This is a genomic window from Rothia sp. P4278, from assembly GCF_048512945.1.
Lineage (GTDB): Bacteria > Actinomycetota > Actinomycetes > Actinomycetales > Micrococcaceae > Rothia.
In genome coordinates, this window is record NZ_JBLXXU010000001.1 from 647,423 (window position 1) to 664,171 (window position 16,749).

Sequence of the window (16,749 nt, forward strand, 5' to 3'; positions counted from 1 at the left end):
CATGGCCCTCATCGGAGCCCCTAAAATCACCACTATTGACGGTGACCAATCATGGCTGGCATCAGCCCACGGCCAGTGGAATGCCCGCACCGTGACCCTGGATCTCTCCAAGTTCACCCCCAGCACCCATTTCAAGAATGGCTACCTGCCCCAGGGCTTCCCCCTAGCAATGAGTAGCGAGGGAATCGCAGGCCCCTACAGCGACGCTGACTTCGCCGGACATCTTCTGCATGACCTGCCAGTAGCCCCCGGAGAAACCGGCAAGATCGCTGCCCCCATGCTCGACCACGGCCGAGTTGTCGTATCCCGCGTACCGCTGCAAGGCTTCGCTAAGCCTACCGCTCAGCCGAACTCAACCATCACTTACATCTAAGAAAGGCGGTAAGCCAGAATGCCTACTCTGAATACCGACATCATTGACCCCGCCGCGCTCACCGAATTCATGCGTGAGCTCTACATCGCAAAGGAAGAAAAGGACGGTGCACTCTCAGCCTTCCTGCCCAATTACACCGTCGACGGCGCAACCGTAGACGTCACTGTTGAGGGCAACGCCCCAGCCGAACCGGCTAAGTACCGTGCCTTCGACGCTGAACCTCGCTTTGGCAACGGCTCCGCTAAGGTAACCCGAACCATCAAGCTCCTCCCGCTCTCTGAGCAGGGCCGCTTCGGTGAGCAGGAAACCGTCATGACCGGCCGCAACTCCAGCTCAGCTAAGGAAGCATGGGTCAAGCGCCGCGCCGCCCACATCGTCAGCTCCTTCTTCGAACGTCTGGAAATGACCCGGGCAAGCCTTCTTGTCACTGGCAAGCTCACCATCACCCAGGACGACCTCAAAATCGACGAGAGCTTCGGCCGGTCAAACACCCACGAGGTCACCGCCGGCACTCTCTGGAACGCAGGCGGCGACCCCCTGGAGGACATCTCCCTCTACGCCGAAACCTACGCGAACAGCAACTTCGGTGCCGCGCCCGGGACTATCCTGACCTCAAGCCGAGTTCTCCGCCAGCTAGCCCGCCATACGTCATTTGCAACCGCGCTCGCTGGCGGTGGTTCTCGCCCCGCTGGTCTGAGCGACATTAACGATGTCCTGTTGGGCTATGGCCTGCCAACCATTCAGGTCTTTGATAAGTCAACCACCACTGGCCGACTGATTCCTGATGACCGGCTGGTCCTGCTTCCTACCGCTTCGGATAAGTTCTCTGCTACTGCCTCCGAGCTCGGTGGTACTCCTTGGGGTACCACAGCATCAGCTTTTACCCCCTCGTGGGGTATCGATGAGGCTGACGCCGCTGGCCTGGTCGCCGCTGTTTTTGAGAACTCCAAGCCCCCTGCCGGCCTGGAAATCGCTGCAGATGCGATTGCTCTTCCGGTGCTGAATAACGCTGACCGCTCGCTTGTAGCTAAGGTTCTCTAAGCATGGCAGCCGCTAAGCGTAAGCTCGCGGTCAACGTTTTGGTGCGAGACCCGAAGACTGACCAGCCTGTGTTTTTGCAGGCTGGTCAGGAGCTACCTTCTGGGTTCTCCAAGCTGATAGCTGAGGAAAATCTCGTGCCAAAGAAGACCGCTTCGAGCAAGAAGAAGGAAGACCCCGCCGTTGTAGACACGTCGGAGACCGAAGAGAAGGAACCGGCGGGTGAAGCGGCGGAAGAACCAGAGCCTGTGCCTGCTGATGTAGTTGAAGATTCAGAGCTAGACTCTGGTGAATCATTCGATACCGAATAGGCGGTGAATTCTCATGCCATGTAGTGGACTGCTTTCTATCTCCCCTGATGAGGTTAATGATGAACTCCGTGGAACCCTGGATGTAAACGACCAGGCTACGATGGCATGGCTAAACCGCCAGCTCGCAAAGGCAGAGCGCAAGCTCTTTGCGCTCTGCCCAGCTACTGAAACTAGAATCCGCCAGGGCGACGCCCAAACTAAAGCGCTCGCCAAGGACCTCGTTATTGAGGCTGTGGCGCGCCTGGCTCGGGTGGAGCCCGATTCTGTCGGGTATCGCTCTGAGTCAGAAGATGGATACTCGTACACGGTAGATCCTCTTACTCGCTCCGGTAATTTGTGGTTCCCGGATTCTGACCTTGTCCAGCTAGGGTGTGGGGCGAAAGCTCTACCCTTTACCCCGCGCTCGGCTAGATTCGCGCAGGGAACGGCCTGGCATGGTGGTTTCCGATGAGTAAGCTAACTACCGGAGTGCATACCGTTGATGTGGTGACCCGGCGTGAAGTAATGACCGACCGTGGCCCTGTTGTTCAGGAAGACGGTGCACCGGTGACCTACAAGGTGAATGTTCAGCCTGTATCTACTGCTGAGCGTGAGGCGCTTGGCGTAGGTGTTTCAACGGTCTACCGGATCAAGTATTTCCCGCAGGCTCATGGGGGAAAGCCGTGGCCTGGTGGGCCATACAGCAAAATCATCTGGAATGGTGGCGCTTACGAACAGCTCGGTGAACCGCTAATTTCGTCTATGTCCCCTCGAACTGGGCATGTCAAGGTGCTTATGGCCGCTCAGAAAAGTGAGGTCAGATAGATGGCTAAGGTCTATAAAAGGGTTGAGCTTCAGGCGGCAATAATTGCCGGCTATGACCCAGAAATGGATAAGGTCGCTGCGAAGCTGGAAGCTACAGCGAAAGCGCTCGCTCCTGTTGAGACAAGCCGTTATCGAGATTCTATAAAGACGCGAAAAGTCATGACCCGGAGGGGGGTCATGGATAGAGAAGTAGTTGCCGACGACCCACGCGCCCGAGATATTGAGTATGGTGGCTTAGATACAAAGAGCGATGAGAATAACCCAAGGTTTATTCCAGGCCATTACACGATGACTCGCGCAAGTGAAATTGTGAGGGGAGGCCGGTAAATTGTCTCGCGCCTTTAATACCCTTAGCCTTTTCTACGCTTTGCTCAGGGATATTGGAGCGTTTGTAACGACGGCCCCGCCTACTGATCTCATCTCTAGGGTGCCCGCTTTGGTAATCCAAATAGCCCCGCCAACTTCGGTCAGAAATTCTCCCGCTCCCGGGAAAGGTGCTGTTGTAACAGCAACATTTTTCGCTATCGCTAAGACCGACGCTGAAGCGTTTGACCTCGCTGATAGGGCCTATAGCAAGCTCTGGGACTCACTGCATACGGTTACCAAGTTTGGGTGGATTACCCATATTGAAGACTTGCAACTACCCTATCTAGTTATCCCAGCTGGGCATCGCCTGGAGAGTAAATCTGCATCTTCTGCGTTGCCCCATATTTTTCAATATTCGTTCACTCTTCGTGCGGTAATCCGCAAGTAGAGGAACTATTTTCCAATCTCAGGCCAGCTCTGTGCTGGCCTTTCCTATTTATGGAGGTTATTATGACCACGCTTGAAGAAGCAGATAACGCGCTACATATTGGGTCAACAACTCATTTCTTTTTGGCTCCTGTTGCCACGGAAGGATGGATTGATCTTTCCACTTTCAAGTTCACCGATGAGAGCACCTGGCCGGAGAACTGGACGTGGTTTGGTGACACCTCTTCTGAAAACCTCCCAGAGTTTGAAGAAGACGGCGGCGAAATGACGATGAAGCGCACCGCGGACCGCAAGAACGTCCGAGCTGTTGCTGAAGATTCATCCCTGTCAGGAACTATCAACTCAGTTGCAATCACTAAGGACTTCTTTGAGAAGACTAACTCCAGTGGCAAGTGGAATGACGAGACCAAGTCATACACCGTGATGAACGCTAACGGCGGTAAGGAATGGAAGGTCCAATTCATTACCGAAGACGGCGACTCTCAGGGTGGTTTTGGCCTTTACAGGGCCCAGCTCAAGCACAAATTCCCGACTAATTCTCTTGAAGAATTCCAGGAGATGCCGGTAGGCGTGTCAGTTCTCGAGTCGGGCGGCAAGCTGTACGAAATCTTTACCCCTCGTAAGCGCGCAAGCTAAACCATCCATTTTGACGGTTGCACCCCCATGTTTGTGGCCCGGTGCAACCGTTTCTTTTACTCATATTTTTAATCTGATTTCTAAGGAGCTCACACCATGGCTACCCAGACCGCAAAGCAGAAAGCCGCCGAAGCAGGCGCCAAGCTTCCCTCCGATCATCAAGAACCTGATATTCCTTTCCATACCCGCGAGAACGCAGATCTTTTCGTTCCCATCGACCAGGTACCCGTTGAAGATGGCCTGGATCTTGTAGTTCAGCTGCAGGGTCTGGCTTCAGCAGATGATGCAGACCTAGACATCAAGGAAATCGCGGGGATTTTCCGCAGTATCCGCGAAAGCAACCTCATTGCGGATAAAGAAGGCTACGCAAAGTTCGCAGTGATGTCCAATGCAGGCAAAGCGATTGAGCTGATTATGGCTTATGTCCATGAGCTGGGAAAAGGTGTGAGCTCTTAGAGCTCTTCCAAACCTCACCCGACCTCGTAGCGGATTTCGTCGCCCTCTACGGGGTCAATCCTCTTGCGCCTACCCCTTATCCCTTTGCTGTCGATCAGATGCTGGCTCTGATTGAGCGGCTCAAATATGAGCCGAAGTCAATGTGGAGGGCAAAGCAGCTTGGAAGCTACGAGCATTTTGGGTGGGGTTCAGACACCTACCTTCTTGCTGGCATCGCTAACACCGTCCGGGCTATGGCTAAAGGCAAGCAGCTCTCCCCTACCGAGCGTGTCAAACCGCCAGAAGTCACCAGATCAAAGCCGAAAAACCGTCAGAAGTTCAACCCTGCGCTGCCGGTAGCCCAGCAAAATTACGGGGCGCTGTTCCCCAGCTAATAACTACATAGAGATTGAGGAGGCCCTCATGTCAGATTCTCCGTCCGGCCGCATCAGTGTCCGGGTCTTTCCCGACACCTCCAAAATGCGAACCGAGCTCAAAACGGCTCTCGAACGTATCGAGAAGAACGTAACCGGCAAGGTGAACTTTGAAGCCAATTCAAAGGGCCTCCTCAACCAGGTACGCACCACCATCAAGCAAGCCGAATCGATGGCCAAAATCTCGGCCCACATCAGAGCCGAAACGGCTGTATTCACCAGCGAAGTGAAGAAAGCCGTCAATGGAGCCGCCGACTCGGTAGAGGTAAAACTCAACCTTGCTGACGCTGCGTTCAAGGAACGAATCCGCTCAAGCGTAGAGAAAGCAGTAGCCGGTATCGATGCAAAGGTGCCGGCCACGGTAGAGGGCGAGCACCTCCGGAGGGAACTTGGCGCAAAGATCAGCCAGCTAGAGAAACAGCTCTCGCTAGACATTCCCGCTGACGTTGAGCGCGGAGCCCAGTGGCGAGCAGGCATCGAAAAGCTCAAAAAGGATATCGATGACCTGCAAGCAACCGTCAACGCAGATGCAGACACCGGGAAAGCGCGCACAAAACTCGCCATTCTCACCCGCCCACGCCTAGCCCACATCAACATCAAACTCAACGGTCTGGGCGTGGCTTCCTCAGCGCTGGCAGCCTTAGCAGGCGGGAACGTTCTGCACTCGTTAGGGAGCAAAATCAAAGATTTAGCTCTGAACTTTGACAAGGTTGCCGTTAAGGCTGGATCTGTTGCTACATCGGTTGCTCTGATTGGCTCTGCTGCTTCTTCTGCTATTGGCAGTGTGGCTACCTTGGCGACTTCGTTCGCTCAGATGGCACCTGCAGCTCTTGCTTTACCGGGCATAATCACAGCTTTTGGTGTGGGTATTGCAGGTTCGCTTGATGGGTTGCAGAACATCAATGTCTACATGCGTGAAGCTTCAGAAGCTGCTGGGGAATTTTGGTCTACCTGGTATGACGAGTCAGGTAAAGCCCATCGTAGTGGCTACGACATCGTTGAGGAGTTCAAAAATGCCCGTTTTGAGGGCGGTAAGAACTTCTGGGCTGAGGCTAGCAAATCCTTGCTAGCTCTGAGGGATAACCTTTTTATTCCTTTCTTCAACGAGTACCGGGGCATGATGTCTAACCTCGGTGTTTGGTGGGGAAAGTTTTTTGATGGTATCTCAAGTGGCCTTCAAAAAGTCGGTGGTATGGGGGCTCTTTTTGCGCCTCTGAATGAAGCTATCAAGATCTCCGTATCCGGTGTGAAGCCACTGGTCGAGGGCATTGTTCAGCTTGGTTTGGTAGGTGGTAAGTATCTGCCTCGCATGGCTGAGTCTTTCAACCGTCTGGCTGGGTCTTTTTCTTCTTGGGTTTCGCAGGCTACTGAATCAGGAGAAATCTTCACATGGATTGATGCCGCTTTGGCAAATATTCGTGCACTAGGGTCAGCATTGGGTTCTATTGGGGGGATTATCGGAGCTATTAGCTCTGCTGCTGCGGCCGCTGGTAGTGGCGGCATTGGTGCTCTAGCAGAGGGCCTTGACCGTATTGAGGCAACCGTCTCAGGTCCGGCTTTTCAAACCGCTCTCACTACTATCTTCCAAGGTGCCTACGCTGGGGTTTCTGCTCTTGCTCCTGGCGTACGCGCGTTGGGTGGTGCATTCGAGAAGCTCGCCCCGGTTATTTCCGGGGCTATGGAGACTGCGGGCGAAGCGGTTTCTTTGCTCTTAGAGGGACTAGGGTCAGCTTTGGCTGATCCTGCCTTTGGCGCCGGTTTGTCTCAACTTTTTGATGGAATCAAGGTGGCTGCTGAGGCTCTTTCTCCAGCGCTTGGTGAGCTTGGCCCCTTGTTTGGCGCCTTGGCGGGAACCTTTGGAACCTTGCTAAGGACTCTAGGCCCTGTTGTAGCTCAGCTAATTGATCGGCTTGCACCAGTTTTCACCGATTTGCTCGATGGTTTGCAACCGGTAATTGAGGCAATCGGTGAAAAGCTGGTATCAGCACTTGATGCTGTGCTTCCCGTCATTCTGCCAGTGGTTCAGGCTGTTGTAGATTTCATAGCGCAAAACCCCGAGCTGGCGGCCACAATTCTGCTGATTGTAGCCGCAGTCGGAGCTTTCATAGCTGGCTTACTTGCGCTTGTTTCTGCTGTTGCGCCTGTTGTAGCAGGTATCGGAACTGTCATTACGACTGTAGCTGGTGTTCTTGGGGTTGCTACCGCCGTAGCGGCTGGATGGATCGCAGCTATTGTAGCCATTATTGCCGCTGTCATTGCCCTGGTCGTAGCAATAGTGGCTAACTGGGATGCTATCAAGGAGTGGACGGCGTCCACTTGGGAGTCAATCAAGTCCTGGACTGCATCTGCATGGGAATCAATTGTTTCCTTTATCACCGATGCGGTGAGCGCGGTCGTTGATCGGATTCAGACTACTTGGGGGGACCTGGTAGATCTCGTCAGCGAAATCTGGCAAAGCGTTTCTACCGCTATCACCGATGCCTTCAACGGAATCGTGGAGTTTTTGACTCCAATCTTGAATGCAATCTTTGAGTCCATCAGCACAGCGGTAGATAACATTGTTGCTTTCTGGGCAGAAGCCTGGAATTTACTTGCTGAACCGGTATCCGCAGTTTGGGAGCTCATCAAAGCTATAGTCGGTGGCGCTCTAAGAATTCTGTACGAGATATTCGCTGGCATCGTCCGCACGATTGTAGGTGTCTGGAATCAAGCGTGGCAGGCGATTGCTGATTTTGTCGGCCCCATCTTTGAGCAAATCAGCTCAGTGGTAACCGACGTTCTGACAGCAATTCGGGATTTTATCTCAGAGACTCTCACCAAAATTAGCGTTTTCTTTACCGACACCTGGAACAACGTCTATAGCACTGTTTCAGATGTCGTAGATTCCATCTGGAATGCTGTATCAACGGCTTTCCATAGCATGCTAGATGCTGTATCAGGAATCGTGAATTCCATCTGGGAAACTATCACGACAGCCTTCAACAACATACTCAGCACGATTCGAGATTCGGTAAACACTGCACTCGAAACAGTGCGCCGAGTTTTCGGCGAGATGGTCTCAGCTGTTTCCACAAAGATTGGTGAAGTTGTCAGCACAGTAGGTGAGCTACCTGGCAAGGTCCTGAACGCCCTCGGGAATATGGGGTCGCTGTTGGTGGAATCTGGGAAGTCACTCATTGGTGGCTTTATCGAGGGTATCAAAGGCATGACTGGCTCCGTTACCGGAGCCGTCGACGGACTCGTCCAAAAAGTCCGTGACTTTTTCCCCTTCTCCCCCGCAAAACGCGGACCCTTCTCGGGAACCGGCTACACCACCTACTCCGGCCGCGCTCTCACAAGCGACTTCGCTGCTGCTATGAAATCACAAGTCAACAAGGTCAAGGCCGCAGGAGAAGCTGTCGCTAACGCAGCGTATTTTGATGCGCCCGCCATCAACTATGCCGCCAACCTAGCAGCTGCTACAGCTCCTATAACTGCCGCCACCGGACCAACCTCATCGCCCACCGGCCACGAGGAAACAGACCTAGCTGAAATTCTCATAGCACTCGCATCAACGCTAAATCGCCTTGAAGAAGTCGACCCGCGTAGCTTCATGATGATGAAGCGCCGCGCAGAAAGGATAGCCTAATGTCCGGCTGGATCGGCACTATAGCCAAAATGCACGAATTCCTATGGCCCACAAGCCTCAAAGAATCAATACCCACCAGGTACACGATTCAGAAAGCTGCGGGGAAGGCATGGGCTTTCGTCAACTCACCTCCCACAAGCAGAACACGTGAGTGGGCTGTCGAGGTCGATGGCACTAACGCCGATTCAGCCATCATCAGGGCATTCCTCCAGGGAGCCTACGGCCCAGGGCCGTTCCACTTCATCTCCGAAGCGGCTTCTCTCACCAACGCCTTGACCCCTGCCCAGTCCCTACTGACAGGGTTCAGTAACGGCGGTAACCTCACAACGGCAGACGGTGGATACTCCCCTGCCTCTCTTGTGGGCGGCACCCATGTTGTGCTCGCTGATAAGGTGCCAGTGCTCCCAGGTGAACCTCTGACAGTATCCGTAGACGCATCAGGGGCCACCGAGCTCATTGTCCAGCCAAGAACCGTCACAGGCGCTAACGCCGGCGGCGCAAAAACCGTGACAGCCACAGGCGCACTCATGCAGCGACTCCATGCTGTCATTCCTTCGGCGCCAGCCACAGCACGATACGTCACGATTAGCGCTCGCGGTTATACGGCTCTTGCCCGTCCGCAGGTGGTGTGGGCTGATGAGCCTAGTCCGTGGGATGTTGGGGGTGGGGCGGATTCTGTGGTTCTCTTGGACGGCTCTTCAACTTTCACGAAGTTTGAGCTGCATACCCGTGATTTTTGGCGAGCTATGGATCTATCGATAGTAGAGGTGGGCTAGTATGCTTCCTGGTAGCTACACCCCTGGCCCGGTTATCGAGGCCACCCTCCACATCTACGTCAACGGGGTCGAACGCCCGTACGTCACAGCATCCTGGGAGGGCAACACCACCGGCGGTCTGCCAGATTCCCTGGTCGCTGCCGGTGATGATATTTACTCCCGCACTGGGTCGATCACCTGGGCACCGGCTACCGCCGTGGAGGACACCCCCTTCATGCCCAAGGGCGAGCACCGATGGACCCCCCGCTACGGGGATAGGGTCTACATTGAAGCCGAGGTCGGCGGGGTACGATTCCCGCGTTTCACCGGCTACCTGGGTGCATCCACCTACTCGCTGACCTCTGACCAGATGACCAGCCATATAACAGACGGCCTATCAGCTGGACTAGGTCAGACGGTCACCATTGCCCCTAAAACAGCAGACGCGAGAAACTACCTGCGCTCTTCCTGGGTAGCCTACCGGGCCGCCGAACAAGCCGGGTTCGGGGTTCTGCCCCCGGTCACCGAAGATACGGTCATTCATGATTCATATCAGCTAGGACTTCAGCCCGTAGCCGGGGCACTCATCGTCTCAGGCATAGAGTACGGGGTCTCCGGGATGTCGGCCTGGTCTAATGTCAGGCACCGGCCAGCAGAATCGGGGCAGACGCGTGAGGGCAGGGACATCATGGTTTACTCCCGCGCGGCGGCCTGGAACTATCAATCCTCAGTTAGTCTAACCATCACCGGCGGGATCACCTACACCCTCACCTGGGATAAACCCGCCAGTACTCTACGCTTTGATAGAAACGGTTCGGTAGTTTTTGAGCAGGTCATCGCTGATGCCCCTGACGAAATGCCTCTAGCTTTCAAGCTCAACCGCAAGGCGCATCGCATCTGGACCGGCTTTGAGGAATCGGTGCTGGTTGAGGGGCAGACAGCCCCCACCTCAGCGCAGGTTCTCGAAATCACCGGGCAACGGTGCATGGGCGTGAGGGTCGATTATCTGACCCAGTGGTCCGAGTCCCTGGAACGGGTGGCCGCACTCAGGAGGCTATCACCCATCATCAGAAGGTCTGCTTTAGAGCAAGATCGTATTCCAGCTACACGCGGCTACGAGAACGTTACCGCCGAGAAAGTCATCAGCGACTGGTGCGCGGCGACTCTTTCGGCGGTATGGGTGGACGAGCTGGGGCGGCTGAACATGTCCGCCCGTGACCGGATGCTCACCGGCACCCCAGGCGTGCTAGATAAGGTATCTGAGAAAGTGTTCTCAGGCTCCTGGTCACAGGCCAGAGATGGGCAGTACTCAGGGGTCAAGCTACTGGGCGCTTCATCAAACCTGACGGGGAACCTGGTCTATCAGCCACCTAACACCCTGGAGATCACACCGGGGGAGGACACTGAAATCTTTTACACCTTACCTGATGAGGTGGATGTGATTGGTGTCAAGCCTTGGCAGGCGGTGATTGATGCCCGCCGGGGCGTGGATAACCGGCAGGCTTTTGCCGAAGACAGGCAGGGCTCTTGGTGGGCGATCAGCTTCGAGAACACGAGCGAGCCGGAGGGCTACCGGTGGACTGGTTCTCACCCTGAGCATGAGCAGCTCAAAGCGCAGCTAGAGCTTTTGGGTCAGCGGACCCTGAAAATGACCTTTGGGGTCAAACAAACCTTTCCGAGCAGTATTGAAAAGTACTATCTGGTCACCCCTTCTATAGCGGCGGAGCCTTTACGTTTTGCCCAGCGCGGGGTGAACATGCCGATTATCCGCGCAGAGCGAGTGGTGACCTGGGTCGATTATGAAATGGCGCTTCGTCTCAAACCTGCTGGCCTACTGTTCAGCCTTGAATGCGGCTGGTGGCTGACCCGTGAGGACGCCACCCGCGTAGCTCTTTCTCTTGCTGAGGAACTGGCGGTTGAGAGGGTCACTTTTGACGCTGTGCAGATGCTCTGGGACCCCCGCAAGCAGATAGGCGATTCGCATGTTCTGGTGGGCCAGGATGGGGCCGGTGACCGGTGGGAATGCGAATACATCCTCACCGGCTATAAGGAATCCTGGGAGGGTGATGTGCCTTCTTGCTCCTATGATTTAGCGGCTAAGCGGGTGCGTGACGTGAGGGATGGTAAGACCTACGGCGATCTGTCCGCCGCCTATTCAAGCTATTCGCAGATTCCTGCCTCTGCCTCCTATGAGCAGGTTTACCAAGCACTTCCTGAAAGGGTCTGATTAATTATGTCTATTGCTACGCCTAATTTTGGGTGGCCGGTCCCGGTGAAGCCTGACCCGGCCACTATCCCCCAGGATATGCTGAACCTGGCTCTCCCTATTGATGCTGTGGTTCAGCAGCTATCGGACCGTGTGGAGGCTCGCGAATCGATCATTGTGGCTCATGATGGGCAGGGTGCCTGGTCACTTCATAATGGGCTGGGCGAGCCGGTGCCGGTTCATGATGCCGGGGATGGGGATTGGCAGGTGATGGCATGACCCTGGTACACGGGCGAGTGCTTTTGCCGTATGGCCCTGGTGGTCAAAGCCCGGTTAATGGGTGCGTCAGTTTTGTTCAGCGTTCTCTTGGCTCCTGGTTGGGGGCTATTTTTGTGCCTGCCACTGTGGAGGCTGAAATCACCGATGGGGTGCTTGCCCCGGTGGAGCTTGCCCCTGGCACTTGGCAGGTTTTCATCACGGCGCAGGGCCGTACCCATGCTCTGCCTGAGCTTTTGGTGGAGGGAGAGCAGGTGCGTCTTTCTGCTGATGCTCTACCGGGTGATGGTACCTACCGGCTGGAACTATCCGGCAACCAAACCCTGACCCATATTGGGGATGGGTCCTACGAGATTGGAGAAGCCTAATGGCTAATATCATCAAGGGGCTTTTGCCCAGCGGCAAGGCCCCCAGCGTCCTGAAAGAAGAGATCATTGAGCTGGTCGGTGAGCACGCACCAGAACCGGATCTCTCTGGGTACGCGTCCAAGGAAGAAGTTAGTACCCGTGGCGTGCAGTTCCTGTCAGGAAAAATGGAACTCACAAATGACTTGCCACGCCTCATCGAAGTGTACTCTACCGGAGTTCTAAGCATCGCCTCCGAGTCATTCCCTGCGGACACCGCACTAGCTCTGCGCCGCAACAGCGCCGGCATCTGGGAGGTTGCAGTAGTGGGGGAAACTGGCGGGTGGAGAAGCATTGGGGTATCAACCCCAGGAGGCTCAGAGCCTTCCACGCCCGAGGACGCAAAGGCCCCTGAGCAAATCAGCGGCCTCATTTTCAACTTTCTACCTTCCGATGCTGAACTGTACGAAGGCACCGCAAAGATCAAATCTCTAATTGACGCTCAGGGCTCCATCGAACTTAAAGCTGATAATCAAGAGGCAGCCCCCACGCTAGATGTGTTGGCGTCGAAGGCGGTTATCGTCAATGATTACAGCTCATCTCAAAGGCTCAGAGCTATCGGAATCGGGTCGCCTCTAGGTGAAAACGCTTTCACGGTCGCCTGGTTAGGGACCATAGCGGACACATCCGGCTCCGGCGGGACTGCCCCTCGCCTGTGGTCATCGATCACAACTTCTGTGGAATCAAACGGCACTAAGAAAATAGCTTCTTTTTCTGGCGCGAGTCGCTCTGGTACCGGTCAAGCTTACGCTATCGGCGAGCCAGTTCTTTGTGTCACCAAGTATGACGGCGAAAAACTCAGCACCCAAATATCAGCCACAGATGGTTCACCAATATCTGCTTCAGGGGCAACCTTGCGTACTAACCTCTCTCTTGGGGCAGGCTACTCAGGGGCGTACAGCAATGGCGCGAACATCAAGACCGGTCGATTTTTTGCTTACAATCGCGCCTTGGATGCAGAGGAAATTAGCTCCCTCTACGCCTGGGCCAAGAACGAATGGGGAGTAAAAAACGCATGAGCATACTAGCCCTTCTGGCTCACCAGCAAGCAGTACAAAATAATTTGCCTCCCCTGCTCCAGGGGCTAGAGCAGGCCAAGCCTAAGAGCTTCGCCCGGACCTGGGACATCGCCGCTGACGGATCAAAACAGTTCACAAGCATCACTTCAGCAGCAGAAGCAGCCATAGCCTATGAAAACTCACTCAAGGGAAACACCAGATACTCCGGCTGGTCCTCACCGTACCGGCGGCACCGTTTCAGGGTATGGCCTGGGGAATACAAGGAAGCCAACTGGCCTACTCCTACACACTTCGCTTTGATCGGAATGGGAAGCAAGCCAGAAGATGTCAGGATTTGGGATGACCGAGGCAACGCAGGTACCGGCGGCACGAACGAGGACGGCACCAAATCGGGCGAGAACATTATTAACGCAGCAGGTAAGAGCTTGTATGTGGAAAATGTTTGGCTTGATCACACTAGTGCAGACCCAGAGTGGCATGCCATGAGAATTGTAGGAGCTAGCGGTGATGTAGGCCGCCGGGGTTTTGAGAAGCATTCTGCTTACTTTAGGAGGGTGCGATTTTCATCAGCCTACGATGGGATGTCTGGCAAGTGCGCCATCGATGCGACGATTAGTGCATATAGCACTATTTTTGATCGGTGCTTTTTTGATACGCCAGGCCAAGGCCAATCTTTGAACGTTCATATCAGTTCCGGCGATCATTTTTTCTATGGGTGCTCAATCCGAGCAGGGTACGGGTTTATTGACGACCCGACTCTTCCTCATAATGGGAGGTTCGCTAATGGGCAGATTGCCGGTGCGATACCGGTTCAGATTTCTCCTTTCGCCAAGAGTATGGCCCCTTCTGACACCCCTAGAGCTTGGTGGGTTGAGTCGGAGGACTCAGACTGGGATGTTGGCCGTTATGAGCAGGCTCCTGATACTAAGCCAAGGGGCGCAATAGCTACAGTGGCAGTGGGTAGCTTCCCCGCGGTATCAGAAGTTCATATTGACCAAATCCCTGATATTGATCAGGGCGTTCCTGGGTGGATCGTGAAGACGGGCTCTGAATGGGAGCAGGACCCCCAGATTGTGGATAAGGCATTTTTGCAGGCAGACCGTGTGGTCCCCAGTGTCGATGACCTCTTGCCTGTTGAGATGGTCGATGGTATCACTCCTGCTGAGAAGGGGTTTTACGGGGGTAACCCTTTTGGGATGGAAGTCCCTGACGCTTTGGAAACCGGCACCGATGGTTTCGGTGACTTTGGGCCTAGTGTCTACTGGGTCAAAGTGCCGGTTTTTGATGGGTGTGGCCTGCTGACCCAGAGTATTTCTTGCGATTTAGCTGGTGATGGAAGTGTGTCTTACGCTTTGGCTTATAGCAATGATCCGTCTGGGCAGCGGCCTGCCTCTCCTTTGTGGGAGAGCGGGTTTATTGATCCTGGTGCTGTCGCTAAGTGTGTAGGCGCGTGGCTTTATCCAGGGCATGAGTTCTTGTGGGTGAGGGTCGTTGTGGAGGGTCAGCTTCAGGGTTCAGTTTCGGGGATTTTGGGGCTGGTTGAATCTGGAGGGCAGTTTTCTGTGGCTGAGGTTCCTGCGCTTTCAATTTCTGTGAGGAAGTGAGGTGAAGGTAATTGTTGTTTTCTCCTGAGATGGTCGCGGCCATTGTCGGCGGTGCCAGCGCGTTATCGACTCTCCTTGGCACCTGGATCAGCGCCCGCGTGGTTCCGAAGCATGTTGCTAAGTCCTCTGAGATTGAGGCTCAGGCTAAGGTGATTGACTCACTGGCTAAGCGTGTTGATCAGCAGGACGCGCGGGCAGATAAGATGCAGGCCGAGCTTGACCGTACCCACGATGAGGCGCGCTCAGCCCAGCAAGCTGCCGATGAAGCCCACGCCCAAACCAAGCTGCATCATGTGTGGAATCAGTCGCTGGTGAAACATATCGAGTCTGGCGCGCCCCCGCCCCCGCCTGACCCGCCAACTGGCCTGATTATTATCCAGCCAACACAGGGCCCGCGCTCTTAGGCGCGGGCCTTTTTCTTACCCAAAAACAACGCCCCGGCGCAATAAGCGCGGGGGCTTTCTTATACCCGAAAGGAGGCCAATACATGCCTTTTCTTACTGACCTGGCCGACAATCTACGCGCCTACACGGCTCCTGATGGGTCAAAACTAACTGTAGTTGAAATCGCAGGTTGGCGGGCTCGTGGTTACGCCGGGTGGGGTCTTACCTCAGCAGACGGCCACATGTACCACCACACGGCCACCGCCAAGCAAGCTTTCAACTTCGCCGACGCACCGACCCTGAACCTACTGGTGAACGGCCGCGCTGACCTGCCCGGCCCACTCTGCAATATCGCGCTAGGGCGCTCCGGCACTGTGTATGTGGTAGCCGCTGGTTGGGCTAACCACGCCGGGCCTGGATCTATTGGCGGGGGCTACGTGAACGTAGGCAACGCATACTTCATCGGCAACGAAATGGAGTCCTCCGGCACCAGCAATGACTGGACCGATGACCAGAACCGGGTCATGCCCCACGTGGGTGCCGCCCTAGAGCAAGCCTACGGCGGGCCTGACTTTATCCAGATTGGCCACAAAGAGTACAGCTCAATGGGCAAAATTGACCCCGGTTTCAAAGATATGGATCAGGTCAGAGACAGCATCAATGACCTGCTTTACAACGACCCTAAGAATGAAGGAGATTGGTTGGCTATGGCTACCAAAGAAGATGTAAAAGACGCAGTGCGTGAGGTCCTTAATGAGCCCATCAAGCGGCAGGGCGGCGAAAAGGGGCACACCTCAATCATTGCTGAGACCGCCTGGAAAACTGCTAGGGATAACCGCCTAGAGAGCAAAGTAAACACTCTGCAGCGCCGAGTATTTCACCTGTGGCAGGACTGGCACTTGGGTGTGGCCGGGCGCGTATTTGACGGCCCCGTTGGCCCGCTGGTTCGCAAGCTGGGTTACAAGGACCCCGATAACCGTGCAGAAGTATTCAAGGACGCAGAGAAGAAGGAATGGGCCTAATGAAGAAAGAAACTATCACCGCAACTGCCGCTAAGACCGTGGAAGAGGTTATTGATGAAAAGAGCTTCGGCAACCTCTCCAAGCTGGTTCCCCTCGTCATTATCATTTTTGGAGCGGCTATTACCGGTGTAGCTTTTTGGGTCGATGGGGGCACCAATGCGGCGGCTCAGGAAGCTATCAAGACCTTTGGGGTTGTCCTGGGTATGGCTGGCGCCGGGTCAGCTACTGCCTATCTGGGGCGCTCTCAGACCCAGTTAGATCTACAGGCTGCCCGTGCGGCAAATACAGTCCCGGTCAAGACTGAGGATGGTGAGGCGGTTGGTGCTCTACCTGCTGACTCAGGCCTGATTCATGGTAATTACGCTGGCAACCGCGAGCAGGAACCAAAGCCCGTTGAAGAGGTGACCGACCCTTCTTTCCCGGTGGTTGCTCCTGAGCCGGTGGATGAATCTATCAAGCCCGGCGAGTAAATTGAATCTGCCCCCTACCGCACCGTATAGGTGGGTAGGGGGCCTTTCTTTTTATGCCCGGATGCGGCCAGCAACCGCTTCACTCAGCACAGCCAGCGCTTTCCCCACCGCGATTTACCACTTAGAAAGAAGGTGGCCAAACAATGCCCAAGCCAAGTGCTCCTTTGAGCAATGAATGAGGGGGCGCTGGTTCAAGTC

The 16,749-nt window shown here is 54.9% G+C and carries 20 protein-coding genes; all 20 read left to right on the forward strand.

All coding sequences use genetic code 11. From position 1 onward, the window contains the following. The first annotated feature begins 1 nt into the window (after window position 1). The 20 genes from ACN085_RS02915 to ACN085_RS03010 all read left to right on the forward strand — a co-directional run bounded on the left by ACN085_RS02915 (window position 2) and on the right by ACN085_RS03010 (window position 16,551). Entirely contained in the window at window positions 2-373 is a 372-nt protein-coding gene (locus ACN085_RS02915; RefSeq protein ID WP_419110537.1) for a hypothetical protein, read from the forward strand. Between the two features lie 18 nt (window positions 374-391). Further along, window positions 392-1,414, forward strand: coding sequence for a major capsid protein (locus ACN085_RS02920; RefSeq protein ID WP_419110538.1), 1,023 nt, complete (start codon window positions 392-394; stop codon window positions 1,412-1,414). Between the two features lie 2 nt (window positions 1,415-1,416). Then, the gene (locus ACN085_RS02925; RefSeq protein WP_419110539.1) at window positions 1,417-1,722 is read left to right on the forward strand and encodes a hypothetical protein; all 306 of its coding nucleotides are present in this window, start codon (window positions 1,417-1,419) and stop codon (window positions 1,720-1,722) included. Window positions 1,723-1,735: 13 nt separating this feature from the next. Further along, window positions 1,736-2,173, forward strand: a complete 438-nt coding sequence (locus ACN085_RS02930) for a Gp19/Gp15/Gp42 family protein (protein ID WP_419110540.1) — start codon at window positions 1,736-1,738, stop codon at window positions 2,171-2,173. After that, window positions 2,170-2,526, forward strand: coding sequence for a hypothetical protein (locus tag ACN085_RS02935; protein ID WP_419110541.1), 357 nt, complete (start codon window positions 2,170-2,172; stop codon window positions 2,524-2,526). The genes ACN085_RS02930 and ACN085_RS02935 overlap by 4 nt, the downstream gene beginning before the upstream one ends. Further along, complete coding sequence (locus ACN085_RS02940; RefSeq protein WP_419110542.1) at window positions 2,527-2,853, forward strand: DUF5403 family protein; 327 nt, start codon at window positions 2,527-2,529, stop codon at window positions 2,851-2,853. A 109-nt stretch (window positions 2,854-2,962) separates the two neighbouring features. Further along, window positions 2,963-3,280, forward strand: coding sequence for a hypothetical protein (locus ACN085_RS02945; RefSeq protein WP_419110543.1), 318 nt, complete (start codon window positions 2,963-2,965; stop codon window positions 3,278-3,280). Window positions 3,281-3,342: 62 nt separating this feature from the next. Then, window positions 3,343-3,915, forward strand: coding sequence for a hypothetical protein (locus ACN085_RS02950; protein WP_419110544.1), 573 nt, complete (start codon window positions 3,343-3,345; stop codon window positions 3,913-3,915). A gap of 96 nt (window positions 3,916-4,011) precedes the next feature. Next, window positions 4,012-4,371 carry a hypothetical protein gene (locus ACN085_RS02955; RefSeq protein WP_419110545.1) on the forward strand — a complete coding sequence of 120 codons (360 nt, stop codon included), beginning with the start codon at window positions 4,012-4,014 and terminating at the stop codon, window positions 4,369-4,371. 98 nt (window positions 4,372-4,469) lie between these two features. Next, entirely contained in the window at window positions 4,470-4,745 is a 276-nt protein-coding gene (locus ACN085_RS02960) for a hypothetical protein (protein ID WP_419110546.1), read from the forward strand. A 28-nt stretch (window positions 4,746-4,773) separates the two neighbouring features. Continuing rightward, a complete protein-coding gene (locus tag ACN085_RS02965) occupies window positions 4,774-8,412 on the forward strand; it encodes a hypothetical protein (RefSeq protein ID WP_419110547.1) in 3,639 nt (1,212 codons plus the stop codon). Then, a complete protein-coding gene (locus ACN085_RS02970; RefSeq protein ID WP_419110548.1) occupies window positions 8,412-9,188 on the forward strand; it encodes a hypothetical protein in 777 nt (258 codons plus the stop codon). The genes ACN085_RS02965 and ACN085_RS02970 overlap by 1 nt, the downstream gene beginning before the upstream one ends. A 1-nt stretch (window position 9,189) precedes the next feature. Next, window positions 9,190-11,394 (forward strand): hypothetical protein, encoded by a 2,205-nt coding sequence (locus ACN085_RS02975; protein WP_419110549.1) that lies wholly within the window; start codon window positions 9,190-9,192, stop codon window positions 11,392-11,394. Window positions 11,395-11,400: 6 nt separating this feature from the next. Further along, a complete protein-coding gene (locus ACN085_RS02980) occupies window positions 11,401-11,652 on the forward strand; it encodes a hypothetical protein (RefSeq protein ID WP_419110550.1) in 252 nt (83 codons plus the stop codon). Continuing rightward, window positions 11,649-12,017 (forward strand): hypothetical protein, encoded by a 369-nt coding sequence (locus ACN085_RS02985; RefSeq protein WP_419110551.1) that lies wholly within the window; start codon window positions 11,649-11,651, stop codon window positions 12,015-12,017. The genes ACN085_RS02980 and ACN085_RS02985 overlap by 4 nt, the downstream gene beginning before the upstream one ends. Further along, window positions 12,017-13,072, forward strand: coding sequence for a hypothetical protein (locus tag ACN085_RS02990; RefSeq protein WP_419110552.1), 1,056 nt, complete (start codon window positions 12,017-12,019; stop codon window positions 13,070-13,072). The genes ACN085_RS02985 and ACN085_RS02990 overlap by 1 nt, the downstream gene beginning before the upstream one ends. Then, window positions 13,069-14,676, forward strand: a complete 1,608-nt coding sequence (locus ACN085_RS02995) for a hypothetical protein (protein ID WP_419110553.1) — start codon at window positions 13,069-13,071, stop codon at window positions 14,674-14,676. The genes ACN085_RS02990 and ACN085_RS02995 overlap by 4 nt, the downstream gene beginning before the upstream one ends. An 11-nt stretch (window positions 14,677-14,687) precedes the next feature. Further along, window positions 14,688-15,080 carry a hypothetical protein gene (locus ACN085_RS03000; protein ID WP_419110554.1) on the forward strand — a complete coding sequence of 131 codons (393 nt, stop codon included), beginning with the start codon at window positions 14,688-14,690 and terminating at the stop codon, window positions 15,078-15,080. 83 nt (window positions 15,081-15,163) lie between these two features. Then, window positions 15,164-16,081, forward strand: a complete 918-nt coding sequence (locus ACN085_RS03005) for an N-acetylmuramoyl-L-alanine amidase (protein ID WP_419110555.1) — start codon at window positions 15,164-15,166, stop codon at window positions 16,079-16,081. Further along, the gene (locus ACN085_RS03010; RefSeq protein WP_419110556.1) at window positions 16,081-16,551 is read left to right on the forward strand and encodes a hypothetical protein; all 471 of its coding nucleotides are present in this window, start codon (window positions 16,081-16,083) and stop codon (window positions 16,549-16,551) included. Before ACN085_RS03005 ends, ACN085_RS03010 begins: the two co-directional genes overlap by 1 nt. Window positions 16,552-16,749 lie beyond the last annotated feature (198 nt).